This window comes from Streptomyces sp. CC228A, from assembly GCF_021390935.1.
Classification (GTDB): domain Bacteria; phylum Actinomycetota; class Actinomycetes; order Streptomycetales; family Streptomycetaceae; genus Streptomyces.
In genome coordinates this window covers 60,899-76,109 of sequence record NZ_JAJPUI010000008.1, presented here as the reverse complement: position 1 = coordinate 76,109, position 15,211 = coordinate 60,899, and the positions used below count along the sequence as shown (strand labels likewise).

Here is a 15,211-nt window from a genome sequence, read left to right as displayed (position 1 = left end):
GGTCACGTGCGGCCCACCAGCCCTTCCGGCAGGTGCAGCCGGGCGAGGATCGCCGGGGTGCCGGGCGGGATGTGCCGGGGCGTGGCGAGGGACACGGCGACCATGGTGGCGAAGCCGAGCGGCACGGACCACACGGCGGGCCACGCCATGAGGGTGTGCGGCCAGCCGCCGGGGGCGAGTCCGGCGCGGGTGGCCAGCACGGCGGCGAGGGCGGCGCCGCCGCCGGTGAGGAGGCCCGCGACCGCGCCGGGCGGGGTGAGCCGGCGCCACCAGATGCCGAGGACGAGCAGCGGGCAGAACGACGACGCCGACACGGCGAACGCCAGCCCGACCGCGTCGGCCACCGGCACGTGCGCGGCGGAGGCGCCGAGCCCCAGCGGCACGGCCATCGCCAGCGGTGTGGCGAGCCGGAAGTGGCGCACCCCGCGGGACGGCAGGACGTCCTGGCTGAGCACCCCGGCGACCGACATGGTGAGGCCGGACGCCGTCGACAGGAACGCGGCGAAGGCGCCGCCGGCGAGCAGCGCGCCGAGGAGGTCCCCGGCGAGTCCGCCGACCACGCGGTCGGGCAGGACGAGGACGGCGGCGTCGGCGGCGCCGGTCAGGGCGAGTTCGGGGGCGTAGATGCGGCCGAGGGCGCCGTACACCGGCGGCAGCAGGTAGAAGACGCCGACGAGGCCGAGGACGACGAGGGTGGTGCGGCGCGCGGTGCGCCCGTCGGGGCTGGTGTAGAAGCGGACGGCGACGTGCGGCAGCCCCATGGTGCCGAGGAAGGTGGCGAGGATCAGTCCGTACGTGGCGTACAGCCTGCGCCCGTCGTGGTCGCCGGTCAGCGCGCTGGACCAGCCGAGGGGGTCGCCGTCGCCGGGGGCGCGCTCGGGTACGGGGGTCCCGGGGGCGAAGCCGAGGGTGGTGCCGGCCTCCACGCGGTGGAGGCCCTCGGCGAGGGTGACGCGTTCACCGTGGTATGCGGCGGTGTCGACGCTGCCGGTCACGGTCACCGTCAGCGGGGCGTCGAGCGAGACCCGTACGGTGTCGTCGAGCCGCACGGTGGTGTGCTCGCGCAGCACGGCGGGCGCGTCGAACCGGGCGCGCGGGGCGTCGTCCGCGCACCAGGCGGCGACGAGGAACAGCGCGGGCACGAGGAGCGCCGTGAGTTTCAGCCAGTACTGGAACGCCTGGACGAACGTGATGCTGCGCATGCCGCCCGCGGCGACCGCGCCCGTGACGACGACCGCGACGAGCAGCCCGCCGAGCCATTCGGGAGCGCCGGTCACCGTCCCCAGCGTCAGCCCCGCGCCCTGGAGCTGCGGCAGCAGGTAGAGCCAGCCGACCCCGACGACGAGGAGCCCGGAGAGGCGCCGGACGTACGGCGACTCCAGGCGGGCCTCCGCGAAGTCGGACAGGGTGTAGGCGCCGGAGCGGCGCAGCGGGGCGGCGACGAGGACGAGCAGCACGAGGTACCCGGCGGTGTAGCCGACCGGGTACCACAGCAGGTCGGGTCCCTGGATCAGGACGAGCCCGGCGATGCCGAGGAAGGACGCGGCGGACAGGTACTCGCCGCTGATCGCGGCGGCGTTGAGGCGCGGGCCGACCGTGCGGGAGGCGACGTAGAAGTCGGAGGTGGTGCGGGAGATCCGCAGCCCCAGCGCGCCGATGAGGACGGTGGCGAGGACGACCCCGGCGACGGCGACGACGGCGTAGGCCTGGTTCACCGGGGCGGGTCACCTGCCTTCGACGAGGCGGGTGAAGTCGCGCTCGTTGCGCTCGGCGCGGCGCACGTACCAGCGGGCGACGAGCCACATGGCGGGGTGGACGGCGACACCGAGGACGGCCCAGACGACGAGTTCGGCGGCGGGGGCGGGGCCGCGGCCGGACAGGGCCTTGGGGAGGACGAGCAGCAGCGGCAGCGTCCCGGCGGCGAGGGCGAGGACGGCCAGCGCGGTCAGTGCGGCCCGCAGCTGGCTGCGTATCAGGGAGCGGACGTAGGTGTGGCCCAGCGTCGTCTGCTCGCTGATCTCGGACCGGGCGGGCGCGTGGCGCGGCGGGCGCCGCCTGGCACGCGGCACCCCGGTGACGGTCTCGCGGCGCGGCGGGGCCGCGGGCGGTCGGGGGCGCTCTGGGGACATCAGCGTGGAGTCTACGCAGCCGCCCTCACCGGAAGGTAGGGGCAAGGCCCCGGCCGGTCCGCGCGGCCGTGGGCTCACCGGTCAGCCGTGTACCCGCCGTATCAGCAGGTCCCGGAGCTGGCGTGCGTGGCGCCGGCTGACGGACAGCTCGGCGCTGCCGACGCGCACGGTGGTGGCGCCGCCGTCGAGCCGCAGTTCGTCGATACGGCCGAGGGCGACGAGGTGGCGCCGGTGGATGCGGACGAAGCCGTGCGGCGCCCACCGCTCCTCCAGGGTGGACAGCGGGATGCGGACGAGGTGGCTCCCGCCGTCGGTGTGCAGCCGCGCGTAGTCGCCGTGCGCCTCGACGTAGGCGATGTCGTCGATCGGGACGAACCGGGTGACGCCGCCCAGTTCGACCGGGATCTGCTCGGTGGCGGAGCCTCCCGCCGGCGCCGGGGGCCGTGCCAGGTCGCTGACCCGCCGCACGGCCTCCGCCAGGCGCTCCCTGCGGACCGGCTTGAGGACGTAGTCGACGACCTTCAGGTCGAAGGCCTGCACGGCGAAGCCCTCGTGGGCGGTGACGAACACGACCAGCGGCGGCTTCGCGAACCCGGCGAGCAGCCGGGCCACGTCCAGTCCGGTCAGCCCCGCCATGTGGATGTCGAGGAAGACCACGTCGACGGCGTCCTCCCCGTCGGGCCCCGCCTCCAGGGCCAGGCCGATGCGGCGCAGGGCCTCGGTGGCGCCGGTGGCGCCTTCCGCGCTGCGTACCCGGGGGTCGGAGCGGAGCAGGTAGAGCAGCTCCTCCAGGGCGGGTGCCTCGTCGTCGACGGCCAGTACGCGCAGCATGGTGCGGAGTGTAGGCGGGGGCCCGTTGAGCGAGAAGCGTCCGCCGTACGTACGGGTCGGTGCGGGAGCGGGACGGAGCGGGGGGTGCCATGGACCAGCACACGGCAGTGGGCGCCTACGCCCTCGGCGTCCTGGAGCCGTACGACGCCCTGTGCTGCGCGGAGCACGTCGCCCGGTGCGATCCGTGCGCGCTGCGCCTGGTGGAGCTGGGCGAGGTGGCGTCGGCGCTCGCCCAGCTGACGGGGCGGGCCCCGCTGGACCCGCCCGCGTCGCACCGCGCCCGCCCGGCTCCCGCGGAGCGGGGCCGCCGCGGCGGGGGCGGGCGGCGGCGCGCAGTGCGGGTACGCCGCTGGCTGCACCGCTGCGGCCGCCGCACCCGCGGGTGACGCCGCGGTGCGTGGCGGGGCGGAAGCCCTGGCGGCAGGGCGGCCGGGGCGCCGCCCGGGTGCAGAGGCGAGGGCGCGGGTTGCGGCCCGCTGGACCGCCCGCAGGGGCGTACGCCCCGCAAGGCGGGCGCGCGCGAGCAGCGGGCAGCGGGCACGGCACCCGACGGCAGGACACGCGCGGGCAGCGGGCACGGCGCCCCGACGGGCAGGACACGCGCGGAGGCGGCACACGCAGGGAGGCGGCACACGCGCGACCGGCGGGCACGACACCCGCAGGCAGGCGCACAGCCACGGGCCGATACCGGGCACACCCTCGCAGGCGCGACGCCCCGCACGGCACGCACACGCAACCGGCCGGCACCACACCCGCAAGCAGGCGCACCACCACGCGCGAGGACCGCGCGCACCCGGCTGGCGCGGCGCCACAGGCGGGCGCATGACCACACGCGAAGGCCGGGCGCGTCCGGGAGGCGCGGTGCCCACGGCAGGTCCGCGGCGCGGCGCCCGCACCCAGGTTGGAGTGCGCCGGCGGCCCGGCCCGGCACTGCCCCGGTGTGGAGGGCCCGGCCTACTTCAGGAGGCGGGACATGCGGCGGTCCGCCAGTGGTCTGCCGCCGGTCTGGCAGTGCGGGCAGTACTGGAGGGAGGAGTCGCTGAAGGACACCTCCCTGATCGTGTCGCCGCACACCGGGCACGGCTCGCCCGTCCGGCCGTGCACGCGCAGCCCGCTCTTCTTCTCCGCCTTGAGCCGTCCGGCCTCCATGCCGTGCGCGCGGGCGACGGCACCGCCGAGGGTCGTGCGGAGCGCCTCGTAGAGGGCGGTGACGTCGTCGTCCGTCAGGTTCCGGACCGGCTTGAACGGCGACATGCGGGCGGCGTGCAGGATCTCGTCGCTGTAGGCGTTGCCGATGCCCGCGATGAGGCTCTGGTCGCGCAGGGCGCCCTTGATCTGCCGCCGCTCCCCCGCGAGGACGGCGGCGAAGGCGGCGCGGTCGAAGCCCTCGGCGAGCGGGTCGGGCCCGAGCCGCGCCACCCCGGGCACCTCGGCGGGGTCGCGCACCAGGTACACGGCGAGCCGCTTGGTGGTGCCCGCCTCGGTGAGGTCGAAGCCGTCGCCACCGGTCAGGGCGACCCGCAGCGCGAGCGGTCCCTTCCCCGGGCGGGGTGGTCCGGAGGGCAGGACGTCCCGCCACTGGAGCCAGCCGGCGCGGGCCAGGTGCACCACGAGATGCAGGCCGCCCGCGGTGACGTCGAGGAACTTCCCGTGCCGGTCGACGGCCGTGACGGCGGCCCCGTCGAGGGCGCTGAGCGGCGGGTCGTACGTCTTGAGGACACTGATCGCGACCGGCAGGGCCCGGGCGATCTCCTTGCCCGCGAGATGGACGTCGAGGAACTCTCGCAGCGCTTCGACCTCGGGCAGCTCGGGCATGCCACCAGCCTGCCGCAGTCCGCGGCCGCGCGCCTCACGGCCGGTACGGCCGGGTGGCGGCGGAAGCCGACGGCGCGGCGGCGGTCCCAGGGCGGCCGTGCGCGCCAGGGGTGCCCCTCCGGGAGGGCTTTGCAGGGTCCCCTCAGCCGCCCGCGGCCGCCGTCCTGCGCGCCTGCGGCGTGTCGGGCGTACCCGCCGTCCCCGCCGTCTGCGGGGTCCTCGCCGCCCCCGCGGCCCTGCCCGGTGCGGCCGCCGTGCGCTCGGGCAGGACGAACTCGCACCAGACGCACTTGCCGCTGCCGCGCGACTCCACGCCCCAGGCTTCGGCGAGCCGGTCGACCAGCAGCAGCCCGCGGCCGTTGATGCCGTCCTCGCCCGTCTCCCGCCGCCGGGGCAGGACGCTGGAGCGGTCCTCGACCTCGACCCGGAGGCGCCGCTCGGGGCCGGTCAGCATGCGCAGGGTGACCACGGCCCCGCCGTCGGTGTGCAGGAGCGCGTTGGTGATCAGCTCGTCGGCGGCCAGTTCGATCTCGTCGGACTGCTCGCGCCATCCCCAGGCCCGTACGGCCGCGCGGATCATGTGGCGGGCGGAGCGCAGCGCCTCCGGATCGCTCTGCGCGACGTGCTGCTGGAGTCTGCCGCCGGCCTGCGGGGTGTAGCCGCCCCGGCGGCGCAGCAGCAGGATCGCCACGTCGTCGTCGCCGCCGCGCTCGTCGACGACGTCGCACAGGTCGTCCGCGAGCGCCTGGAGGTCCTGCGGGCCGCCGCGGACGCGGGCGGTGAGCCACTGCATGCCCTCGTCGAGGTCGGCGCCCGGCTGCTCGACGAGGCCGTCGGTGTAGAGCACCAGGGTCTGGCCCGGGTCCAGTTCGAGGACGGTCACGGGGTAGTCGAGTGCGCCGAACTCGGCGGACAGGCCGAGCGGCAGGCCGCCCTGGACGGGGACGCGGCGGCAGTTGCCGTCGGCCTCCCGCAGCAGCGGGTCCACGTGGCCGGCGCGCACCACCTGCACGACGCCTGAGGCGAGGTCCACCTCCATGTAGGTGCAGGTGGCGAAGCGGTCGGTGTCGAGTTCCTGCAGGAACACGGAGGCGCGGGCCATGGCGGTGGCCGGGGTGTGGCCCTCGGCGGCGTAGGCGCGCAGCACGATGCGCAGCTGGCCCATGACGGCGGCGGCGTGGGTGTCGTGCCCCTGGACGTCGCCGATGACCGCGCCGACCCGGCCTCCGGGCAGCGGGATGATGTCGTACCAGTCGCCGCCGATGTCGCGGCCGAGGCGGCCCGACCGGTAGCGGACGGCGATGTGGGCGCCCGGCACGTCGGGGATGCGGCGCGGCAGCATGGCCTGCTGGAGCCCCTCGGCGAGGTCGTGCTCCTGCTCGAAGAGGATGGCCCGCTGGATGCTCTGCGCGATGCTGCTGCCGAGCGCCACGAGGATGTTCCGGTCGTCGGCGGTGAAACCGGACTTGTCGCTGTAGAGCAGGCCGATCGCGCCGATGGGGCGGGCCTGCGCGATGAGCGGGAGGTAGGCGGCCGCGGTGATGCCGAGGTCGGTGATGTGCGGCCAGAGCAGCGGGTACGAGGCGGCGAAGTCCTCGGGCGACTCGATGAAGCGGGGGGCGAGCGTGCGGATGACCTCGCTCATCGGGTACGGCTCCTCCACCCGGGTGTAGCGGGTGCCGGGCACGAACGAGCCGTCGGGGCCGTCGGCCACGAGGTGGATGCGGCCGGCTTCGAGCAGACCCATGACGACGCTGGTGGCGCCCAGGTGCTCCAGTCCGTGGGAGTCCTTCAGCACGTCGATGACGTCCTGGACGGTACGGGCGTGGGCGAGGGCGGCCGTGGTCGATTCGACGACGCTGGTCAGCCGGCGGCGCTCGACGTCCACCTCCAGGCGCGCGGTGGCCTCGGCGAGCTCCTGCGTGGCGTCGCGGACGATGCCGATGATCCGGTGGGGGCGCCCGCTCGCGTCGCGCCGGATGAAACCCTGCGTGTGGGTCCAGCGCAGGCTGCCGTCGCGGGTGCGGATGCGGAAGTACGCGCCGTAGTGGGAGCGGCCGCTCTTGAGGGCCTGGGTGACCATCCCGTCGAGCCGGACGGCCTCGCTGGGCGGCACGCGCCGCGACAGGCTCGACGGCCTGCCGTCGTACTCGTCCGGATCCAACTGGAACACGTCGAGGGCGACCTCGTCCATGTGCATCAGCCCGGCGTCGAGGTCCCAGTCGAAGCTGCCCATGCGGTTGAGGGACAGGCTCTGATCCGGATGGGCGGGCCAGTCCTCGGGGAGCGACAGGGCATCCGCTGCCGGATCAACCATGGAGCCACTCTGCCATCATTTGTCTGTTTTATCGACCTTTTGCGGGTGGCAGCGAGCGTCGGCCCGCCGCCCGGTCACCCGCCCGCTCCCATCGGACCGACCAGCAGCCCGTCGGGCTCCGTCCCGCCGGGCGCAGGCGCGTCCGGCACGGTCGTCTCCGGCACGCCGGCCGGCCCGGGGCCGTCGGGCACGGCGGCACCCGGCCCCGCCGGCGCATCGGGCACCGCCGGGCGCGGCGCGACCGGAGGCACCACGGGGGCAGGGGGAGCCGCCGGCGGCGGTGCCGCGGGGGCGGCGGCGCGGCCGGCGGCTGCGCGGCGGCGCGGCCGCCGTCCGGGACCGGCCCGTCGGCGACGTGGCGCTCCTCCGGGTCGTACGCGGGGGGCACGGCGGCTTGCGGTCCTGCTCCCCGCCGGTGCCGACCTTGCGCTCCAGCCAGGTGTCGTTGACGACGTTGACGAGGACGAGGGTCTCCAGGGTGCGCACGGTGGGATGGACGGCGATGACCCGCTCGGGCCGGTAGCCGTCCCAGGCGCGGCCCCGCTGTGCGGCGGGGAGGCGGCCGTCGGCGGGGCTGCGCAGCGGGTTGCCGTCCGCGCAGCGCACGCGGGGTGCGCCGTAGGCGTCGACGAGTACGGCGGTGCCGGCCTGCAGCACCGCCTGGTAAGGGACGGCGTTCCCCTTGCGGTAGCCGTGCCCGGCCACATGGGTGTCCGCGCGCAGCATCACGGGGGTGAGGCCGCGCAGCCACTGGGCGAGTCCCGTCCGGCTCACGCCCGCGGCGCGGGCGAAGGCTTCGGCCTTGGCCGTGTCGGCGGTGAGGAAGCGGACCTGCTGCTCGATGTCGCAGCTCGCGAGCGACTGGGTTCCGCCGTACAGCCCGGGGGTGGCGCCGTCGACGGTGCGCAGCGGCTCGCCGGCCGAGGCCGCGGCGCCGGCCGCCGGCCCGGGCGAGGGCCGGTGCCGCGCGGCGGTGTCGGAGGTGAGGACGGTGGAGGCGGTGAAGGGGTGGGGGCCCGGTTCCGCCGCCGGCTGGAGCAGGGCCGCGGGCGGCGCCGGGGAGCCGCTGGGGGCGGGCGCGCCGCCGCCCCCGCAGCCCGTGGCGAGCAGCCCGGCGGCGGCCGCCACCGCGACGTAGGCGCCGGGGCGTTGGCCGGTCCGCGGCGAGCGGCGGCGTGTGGGTGGGCGCACGTCGGATCTCCGTCTTCCTGAGGGCACGGCAGGACATGTCCCTCCATATCTGCCGGACGGCCGGGGGCGCCGCAACCCGGCACGGCCCGTCGGAGCAGCCCAGGAGGCACGAACCCCTCACTTGAACATGTTCAACTACACCGGCTACGCTCCCGACCATCGAACTGAACGCGTTCAAGTCCCGGTGTCGCCGGACGGGCGCGGCGAGAGGGGGACCCGTGGCGGTGCTCGTGGATCTGGTCGTGGTGCTCGGGATGCTGCTGGTCGTGCCGTGGGGTCTGGCGCTGGCGGACGGCGCCGGGGGCTCCGTCCGCGCAGGCACCCCGGGAACGGCGGCGCTGCGCCGGCTGTGGCCGCTGTTCGCCGTCCCGGGCGCGGTCTCCCTGTGGCTGCCGCGCGGCGCCCTCGCCGCGGCACTGGCGGCGGTGTACGCGCTGGGCGCCCTGCTGCTCGCGCTGACGGCGCCCCGGCGGCTCGCCCGCACCCGCTCCCTCGCCCCGGCGGAGGTCGCGCTGCTGACCGCGCTCGTGAGCCCTTCGGTGGCCGCGACCGCCCTGGTGGCCGAGCGGCGGGGGTACCGGCTCTTCGGCTTCGACCTGGAGATCCTGGACCTGACCGTGCCGCACTTCCACTTCGCCGGATTCGCCGCCGCCCTGGTCGCGGGTCTGGTCGCGCACGCCGCCGGCGGCGGGCACCCGCGCCTGAGCGGCTTCGCCGCGCTGAGCGTGCCGTCCGGCACGTTCCTGGTGCTCACCGGCTACTTCCTCAACGACTGGACCGAGCTCGCGGGCGCCGCCGTCCTGACCGCCGGAATGTGGGCGGTCGCCCTGCTGACCTGGCGGGACGTACGGGCCCGGGCCCGTGACCGGCTGACCGGCACCCTGCTCGGCGTCTCGGCGGCGGTCCTGGTGGCCACCATGCTCCTCGCCCTGAGCTGGGCGCTCGGCGAGGCCACGGGCCTCCCCCACCCCTCACTGGAGTGGATGGCGGCCACCCACGGCCTCGCGAACGCCCTCGGCTTCACCCTCTGCTCGCTCCTGGCCTGGCGCCGTCTGCGCTCCCCCGCGCGCCCCACCGCACCGGCCCGGCCCGCCCCGCACCCCCTGGAAGAGCGGCCCGTTCACACCGCCCCGGCCCGCAAGGAGGTCCCCGCATGATCCACCCGTCCCACACGACCGGGAGGAATCAGACGCCCTGTCCGCCCCGCACGCCCCGCGGCACCGGGCGCCCGCCCGCCTCCCCCTCCTTCTCGTATCCCGACGTGGGCGCGACCGCGTTCCCCGGCGCCCTCCCGTCCGGCTACGACCACCTGCGGCACCGCACGCTCGTGGGCCGCGGGGGCGACGTCTTCCGGGCGGCCGGCACGGCCGTGACCACGTGGGGGATGCACCGGGCGACCGGCGCCCGGGTGCACGCCGAGGCCGACCGGGCCGCCCCCGGCGTGCGCCTGCGCGTCGCCGCGGGCCTCGGACGGCTGGAGTACGCCGTCCCCTGCCGGGTGGTGTGGGCGGCGTACGGGGAGGACCGCACCGGCCTCGCGTACGGCACGCTGGAGGGCCACCCCGAAAGCGGCGAGGAGTCGTTCGTCGTCACGCTCGATCCGGACGGCTCCGTGTGGTTCACGGTGACCGCGTTCAGCCGCCCCGCCCGCTGGTACACCCGGCTGGCCGGCCCCGCCGTGCCCGTCCTGCAGCGCTGGTACGCCCGCCGCCTGGGACGGGCCGTGCGGCGGCTCGCACAGGGCCGGGACGCCGCCTGATACTGGGGGGGATGGACGGGTTCGGCTGGTTCGCGTCATCCGACTACTGGCTGGGCCGACTGGTCTTCCAGCGCGGCCTCGCCGGGCTGTACGCGGTCGCGTTCCTCTGTGCGGCCCTGCAGTTCCGGGCGCTGATCGGGGAGCGCGGGATGCTGCCGGTCCCCGCGTACGTGCGCCGGGGTTCATGGCGGCGCTCACCCAGCCTCTTCCGGCTGCACTACTCCGACCGGTTCTTCGCGCTGTGCGCCTGGGGCGGCGCGGCGCTGGCCCTCGCGCTGGTCGCGGGTGCGGGCGACGCGGTGCCGCTGGGCGCGGCGATGCTGATGTGGGCGGTGCTGTGGGGGCTGTACCTGTCGATCGTGAACGTCGGCCAGACGTGGTACGCCTTCGGCTGGGAGTCGCTGCTGCTGGAGGCGGGATTCCTGGCGGTGTTCCTGGGCAACGACGAGACCGCGCCGCCGGTGCTGCTGATGTGGCTGCTGCGCTGGCTGCTGTTCCGCGTGGAGTTCGGCGCCGGGCTGATCAAGCTGCGCGGCGACCCGTGCTGGCGCGACCTGACGTGCCTGTACCACCACCACGAGACCCAGCCGATGCCGGGACCGCTCAGCTGGTTCTTCCACCACCTGCCGCGCCCGCTGCACCGGGTGGAGGCGGCCGCGAACCACGTGGCCCAGCTGGCCGTGCCGGTGCTGCTGTTCGCCCCGCAGCCGGTGGCCACGGTCGCGGCCTGCCTCATCGCGGTGACGCAGCTGTGGCTGGTGGTGTCCGGCAACTTCGCCTGGCTGAACTGGCTGACGATCGTCCTGGCCCTGTCAGTGGTGGACGGCACGCTGGTGGCGGACGCGCCCGCGCTCCCCGACCCGCCGCTGTGGTACGCGGTCCTCGTGGCCGCCGTCACCGCCCTGGTGGTGGCACTGAGCGTGCGCCCGGCACGCAACCTGCTCTCCCGCCGCCAGGTGATGAACCGCTCCTTCGACCCGCTGCACCTCGTGAACACGTACGGCGCGTTCGGCACCGTCGGCCGGGTGCGCCACGAGGTGGTCGTCGAGGGCACCGACGAGCCGACCGCCCGCCCGGACACGGTCTGGCGGGAGTACGGCTTCCGGGGGAAGCCCGGCGACGTGACCCGGCTGCCGCGCCAGTTCGCCCCGTACCACCTGCGGCTCGACTGGATGATGTGGTTCGCGGCGCTGTCCCCGGCGTATGCGGCGGGGTGGTTCGGCCCGCTGGTGGAGCGGCTGCTGGAGAACGACCGGGACACGCTGCGGCTGCTGCGCCGCAATCCGTTCCCGGACAGTCCGCCGCGGCTGGTCCGGGCCCGCGTGTACCGCTACCGCTTCACGACGTGGCGGGAGCTGCGCGAGACCGGCGCCTGGTGGCACCGCACCCTCGTACGGGAGTTCCTCCCCCCGACCCGGCTCGGCTCCGCCGGCCCGCGCGCCGAGTGAAGCTCTGGGCAGAGCTGGTGGTGATCGGTGGGACTCCGCTAGGTTGCGGCGGCAGTGAGGCGGGCCGAGCGGATGCCGATGACGTTCGGCCTGCCCGCCTTCCCGCTTCCGCGGCCCGCCCGGGGTGCTGCTCCCGTGTCGTCACCGGGTGGAAAAGCCCGTACCCCCGCCGTCACGGCGGGGGTACGGGACCACTGCTCTCATCCTGTGCGTACCCGGCGGCTTCCCCGCGGCCGCGGCCGTCCGCGTACGGCTCAGTCGACGCCGGGCAGGATGTGCGGCTCGGCGAGGTCGTCCTCGTAGCCGGCCAGTCGGATCGGAGCCGAGCGCGCCCAGACCTCCAGGCTGCCGAGCTCGTCCGATCGGGCGGACCGGAAGGACCGCTCTGCGGGCTGTGCCGGGCGGACGCCCGGTTCCCGCGTGGTCGATTCTGTTGTCACCGCGCACTCCTGTCGTGTCGCGAACCTGTGGGATACGTGTCTGCCGTCGGTCGCGGTGGCGCCGGTCACCGGGCAGGACCGCGGCCTTGGTGGCAGGCCGGTCCCGCGGTCGGCCCGAGGGTGTTTCGTGGCTCCCTGTCGGCCGACCGTTCGCATCAGAGTAACCAAATGAGCGCGCCCCCGCTCGATGTAACGCATCACATCGTCGAGTTCCGGCCAAGGTGGCCCGGAGTGCCCTGTCAGCGGCACCACGTGCCGCCGTTGCGGGAGGACAGGGCGCCCGGTGGGAGGACAGCGGGCCTGTTCGGCGGGCAGGGGCCGGCCGGGCCGGTCTGCCGCTGCGGCGACCGCGGCGGCCGCCCGGGGGCCCGCGCCCCCGCCCGGAGAACCCGGGCAGGCCGCGGCGGGCCCTGTTCGGAAGCCAGGAGGCGCCACGGCCTGCGGCGGTGCGTCTGCCGCCCCGGGCCTCGCGGCCTGTCGCCATCACCCCTCACCGAGGGCACCGCGGCATGCGGCGACCCGCCCCTCGCCGGCGGCGTCACGGCCTGCCCCAGAGGCATCACGGCCTGCCGCGCAGCGGCCCTCGCCGCAGACGTCACAGCCTGCGGCGACCCGCCCTGCGCCAAGGGCATCGCAGCCTCCGCGCCGCGGCCCTCGCCAGAGGCATCACGGCCTGCGGCGCCCCGGCCTCACCAGAGGCATCACGGCCTGCGGCGGTTCACCACTTGCCGGGCGCGTAGTCCTTCAGGAAGCAGCCGTACAGGTCCTCGCCCGCCTCGCCGCGGACGACCGGGTCGTACACGCGGGCCGCGCCGTCCACGAGGTCCAGCGGGGCGTGGAAGCCGGCCTCAGCCAGCCGCATCTTGTCCGGGTGCGGCCGCTCGTCGGTGATCCAGCCGGTGTCGACGGCCGTCATCAGGATGCCGTCCTTCTCGTACATCTCCTCCGCGCTGGTGCGGGTCAGCATGTTCAGCGCGGCCTTCGCCATGTTCGTGTGCGGGTGCCCGGCACCCTTGTAGCCGCGGTTGAAGACGCCTTCCATCGCGGACACGTTGACGATGTACTTGCGCCGCGCCGGGGACGCCGCCATCGCCGGCCGGAGCCGGCTGATCAGGATGAACGGCGCGGTGGAGTTGCACAGCTGGACCTCCAGCAGCTCCACCGGGTCGACCTCGTCGACCGTCTGGATCCAGCTGTTGACGGGGGCCAGGTCCGGCACCAGGCCGCCCGCGTCGATGGCGGTGCCCGCCGCGATACGGGCCGGCGCGGCGGAACCGCCGACCAGCGCCAGGTCGGTGACGTCCTGCGCGGTGAGCGCGTCCCCGGAGCGGGCCGACGGCAGCGCGGCCACGGTCTCCACCGCACCGCTGCCGAACGTGCCGATGACCTCGGCGGACGGCAGCTCGCCCGCGGGCAGCGGCGCGGCCTCGGCGGCCACCAGCTCGCTGTACGCCTGCGGGGAGCGGCGCACGGTCTGCGCGGCGTTGTTGATCAGGATGTCCAGGGGGCCGGCGGCCGCCACCGAGTCGGCGAGGGCCACCACCTGCGCCGGGTCGCGCAGGTCGATGCCGACGATCTTGAGCCGGTGGATCCACTGGTCGCTGTCCGGCTGGGCCTTGAAGCGGCGGATCGCGTCGTTGGGGAAGCGGGTGGTGACCGTGGTGTGCGCGCCGTCGCGGAGCAACCGCAGCGCGATGTACATGCCGATCTTCGCGCGGCCGCCGGTGAGCAGCGCCCGGCGGCCGGTGAGGTCGGTGCGCGCGTCGCGCCGCGCCCGGTTCTCCCTCGCGCATGTCGGGCACAGCTGGTGGTAGAAGGCGTCGACCTCGACGTACCGGCTCTTGCAGATGTAGCAGGAGCGGGGCCGCTGGAGTATGCCCGCGATCTCCCCGGCCGCGGACGAGCTGGGCAGCAGGCCCTGCGTCTCGTCGTCGATCCGCTCGGCGGAGCCGGTGGCGGTGGCCTCGGTCACGGCCCGGTCGTGCGCGGTCTTGGCGGCCCGGCGCTCCTGGCGGCGGCGCTGCTTGACCGTGCGGTAGACGTGCGAGGTGGCGCGCCTCACCTTGATCGCGTCGGGGTGGTCGACGTCGAGGTCGTCCAGCTCCTTCAGCACGTCCAGGCAGACGGCCAGGCGCTCGGGGTCGATGCCCGGCCCGTACGCCTGGTTCTCTTCTGTCACCGTCATCGCCGCTGCCGTTCCTCGATCACTCGTCCGCCTGTTCTCAAAAGGGGAACTTTACGGAGCGGACGGCCCACCCGCCAAACCCGGGCCGCCGCTCACCGCGGAGACGCGGCGGGCGGGCGCGGCGGGCGGTCGAAGACGCAGTCGCCGCACAGGCCGCCGCCGGGGCAGCGGTAGTACAGGCAGCAGCTGCGGCGGCGGAGCGCCGGGCCCTGCAGGGTGCCGGCGAGGTCGGGGTCGTCGAGCAGCGCGGCCGCGAGCGCGGCGGCCCGCCGGGCGGCCTCCGGGCGGTCGTGGCGGTGCGCCCAGCGGGTCAGCTCGCGGACGGCGCCGCCGAGGGCGGAGCCCGCGTTGCCCCACAGCAGCCGCGGGGAGACCGCGCCGCCCGTGCGCAGGGCGGCGGCCAGCGGGGCGAGGTGCCCGTGCTGGACGAGGTCGCGCAGGTGCTCGGGCGTTCCGGGCCGGACGCGGTCGCCTGACCACCACAGGTCGTCGGGCGTGGTGCGGGCGGGGTCCCAGTGCAGCGTGTCCGGGCGGATGTCCGGGACGACGCCGTACAGCGCCGCCGAGCCGAGCGCGACCGACCAGAGGCGGGCGGCGAGCCCCAGCTGGGCGACGGAGGCGGCGACGCGGTACTCGGGGGCCCGCAGCCGCTCGGCGACCCGCCTCACCCTGTCCTCCAGGGGCGCGTGGTCGCCGGCGTACACGCGGGCGAGGGGCACGTACGCATCGGCGGCGCCGACGGCAGCCACCGCGCCCGGAGCGCCGGGCGGCACCGGGCTTCCGGGTGCGGCGGACGCGGGGCGCGGGGCAGGCGCGGAGGGGGCCGCCGAGGCCCGCCCGGACGTGGGGCGGGGGTAGCGCTCAGCGGTCGCCGTGCGCCGATCGGCCGTGGCCGACCGGGCGGCCGGGGTGCCCGCCGTCGCGTGCGCGGCCTCCGCAGGGGACGTGCCGGCGGCGGACCGCGCGGGCGCGGAGGCCACCTCGGGCGGGGCGGAGGGCGCCGGGGCGAGGCGCAGCGCGAAGAAGCCGCCGACACCACCCAGGGTCTCCAGCTCGGCGCGGCCGAGCCCCCCGCTCTCCCGCTCCGTCACATCCC

13 protein-coding genes are annotated in these 15,211 nt (G+C 75.9%); 4 read left to right on the top strand and 9 right to left on the bottom strand.

What is annotated here, in order from left to right:
• Positions 1-2: 2 nt before the first annotated feature.
• The 3 genes from L6E17_RS22365 to L6E17_RS22355 form a co-directional block, all read right to left on the bottom strand.
• Positions 3-1,715: a cation acetate symporter gene (locus L6E17_RS22365; protein WP_236242547.1), complete on the bottom strand. Its 1,713-nt coding sequence runs from the start codon at positions 1,713-1,715 to the stop codon at positions 3-5.
• A 9-nt stretch (positions 1,716-1,724) separates the two neighbouring features.
• Positions 1,725-2,129: a hypothetical protein gene (locus tag L6E17_RS22360; RefSeq protein WP_236242546.1), complete on the bottom strand. Its 405-nt coding sequence runs from the start codon at positions 2,127-2,129 to the stop codon at positions 1,725-1,727.
• Between the two features lie 81 nt (positions 2,130-2,210).
• Positions 2,211-2,960: a LytTR family DNA-binding domain-containing protein gene (locus L6E17_RS22355; RefSeq protein WP_236242545.1), complete on the bottom strand. Its 750-nt coding sequence runs from the start codon at positions 2,958-2,960 to the stop codon at positions 2,211-2,213.
• An 89-nt stretch (positions 2,961-3,049) separates the two neighbouring features.
• Between L6E17_RS22355 and L6E17_RS22350 the strand changes: the two genes are divergently transcribed.
• Complete coding sequence (locus tag L6E17_RS22350; protein WP_236242544.1) at positions 3,050-3,346, top strand: hypothetical protein; 297 nt, start codon at positions 3,050-3,052, stop codon at positions 3,344-3,346.
• Positions 3,347-3,914: 568 nt separating this feature from the next.
• Here the strand turns inward: L6E17_RS22350 and L6E17_RS22345 are convergent.
• The 3 genes from L6E17_RS22345 to L6E17_RS22335 all read right to left on the bottom strand — a co-directional run bounded on the left by L6E17_RS22345 (position 3,915) and on the right by L6E17_RS22335 (position 8,283).
• Positions 3,915-4,775 carry an Fpg/Nei family DNA glycosylase gene (locus L6E17_RS22345; protein ID WP_236242543.1) on the bottom strand — a complete coding sequence of 287 codons (861 nt, stop codon included), beginning with the start codon at positions 4,773-4,775 and terminating at the stop codon, positions 3,915-3,917.
• 142 nt (positions 4,776-4,917) lie between these two features.
• On the bottom strand, positions 4,918-7,092 hold the full coding sequence (locus tag L6E17_RS22340; RefSeq protein WP_236242542.1) for a SpoIIE family protein phosphatase: 2,175 nt from the start codon (positions 7,090-7,092) through the stop codon (positions 4,918-4,920).
• Between the two features lie 15 nt (positions 7,093-7,107).
• On the bottom strand, positions 7,108-8,283 hold the full coding sequence (locus tag L6E17_RS22335) for a DUF6777 domain-containing protein (RefSeq protein WP_236242541.1): 1,176 nt from the start codon (positions 8,281-8,283) through the stop codon (positions 7,108-7,110).
• 218 nt (positions 8,284-8,501) lie between these two features.
• Between L6E17_RS22335 and L6E17_RS22330 the strand changes: the two genes are divergently transcribed.
• From L6E17_RS22330 to L6E17_RS22320, 3 genes are read left to right on the top strand one after another with little or no spacing between them, the layout of a single operon-like run.
• Positions 8,502-9,440 (top strand): YndJ family protein, encoded by a 939-nt coding sequence (locus tag L6E17_RS22330; RefSeq protein ID WP_236242540.1) that lies wholly within the window; start codon positions 8,502-8,504, stop codon positions 9,438-9,440.
• Positions 9,437-10,042: a DUF1990 family protein gene (locus L6E17_RS22325; protein WP_236242539.1), complete on the top strand. Its 606-nt coding sequence runs from the start codon at positions 9,437-9,439 to the stop codon at positions 10,040-10,042. The genes L6E17_RS22330 and L6E17_RS22325 overlap by 4 nt, the downstream gene beginning before the upstream one ends.
• 11 nt (positions 10,043-10,053) lie before the next feature.
• Positions 10,054-11,490 carry a lipase maturation factor family protein gene (locus L6E17_RS22320; protein ID WP_236242538.1) on the top strand — a complete coding sequence of 479 codons (1,437 nt, stop codon included), beginning with the start codon at positions 10,054-10,056 and terminating at the stop codon, positions 11,488-11,490.
• A gap of 254 nt (positions 11,491-11,744) precedes the next feature.
• On the opposite strand, the gene L6E17_RS22315 is transcribed toward L6E17_RS22320, so the two are convergent.
• The 3 genes from L6E17_RS22315 to L6E17_RS22305 form a co-directional block, all read right to left on the bottom strand.
• Positions 11,745-11,930 (bottom strand): hypothetical protein, encoded by a 186-nt coding sequence (locus L6E17_RS22315; protein WP_236242537.1) that lies wholly within the window; start codon positions 11,928-11,930, stop codon positions 11,745-11,747.
• 718 nt (positions 11,931-12,648) lie between these two features.
• On the bottom strand, positions 12,649-14,115 hold the full coding sequence (locus L6E17_RS22310) for an SDR family oxidoreductase (protein WP_236242536.1): 1,467 nt from the start codon (positions 14,113-14,115) through the stop codon (positions 12,649-12,651).
• 92 nt (positions 14,116-14,207) lie between these two features.
• Complete coding sequence (locus L6E17_RS22305) at positions 14,208-14,888, bottom strand: (2Fe-2S)-binding protein (protein ID WP_236242731.1); 681 nt, start codon at positions 14,886-14,888, stop codon at positions 14,208-14,210.
• Between the last annotated feature and the right edge of the window lie 323 nt (positions 14,889-15,211).

Bases quoted from the DNA above. Each gene is read 5' to 3' on its own strand.
- L6E17_RS22360 (WP_236242546.1), bottom strand. From the start codon at position 2,129: ATGTCCCCAGAGCGCCCCCGACCGCCCGCGGCCCCGCCGCGCCGCGAG.
- L6E17_RS22355 (WP_236242545.1), bottom strand. From the start codon at position 2,960: ATGCTGCGCGTACTGGCCGTCGACGACGAGGCACCCGCCCTGGAGGAG.
- L6E17_RS22350 (WP_236242544.1), top strand. From the start codon at position 3,050: ATGGACCAGCACACGGCAGTGGGCGCCTACGCCCTCGGCGTCCTGGAG.
- L6E17_RS22345 (WP_236242543.1), bottom strand. From the start codon at position 4,775: ATGCCCGAGCTGCCCGAGGTCGAAGCGCTGCGAGAGTTCCTCGACGTC.
- L6E17_RS22340 (WP_236242542.1), bottom strand. From the start codon at position 7,092: ATGGTTGATCCGGCAGCGGATGCCCTGTCGCTCCCCGAGGACTGGCCC.
- L6E17_RS22325 (WP_236242539.1), top strand. From the start codon at position 9,437: ATGATCCACCCGTCCCACACGACCGGGAGGAATCAGACGCCCTGTCCG.
- L6E17_RS22320 (WP_236242538.1), top strand. From the start codon at position 10,054: ATGGACGGGTTCGGCTGGTTCGCGTCATCCGACTACTGGCTGGGCCGA.
- L6E17_RS22310 (WP_236242536.1), bottom strand. From the start codon at position 14,115: ATGACGGTGACAGAAGAGAACCAGGCGTACGGGCCGGGCATCGACCCC.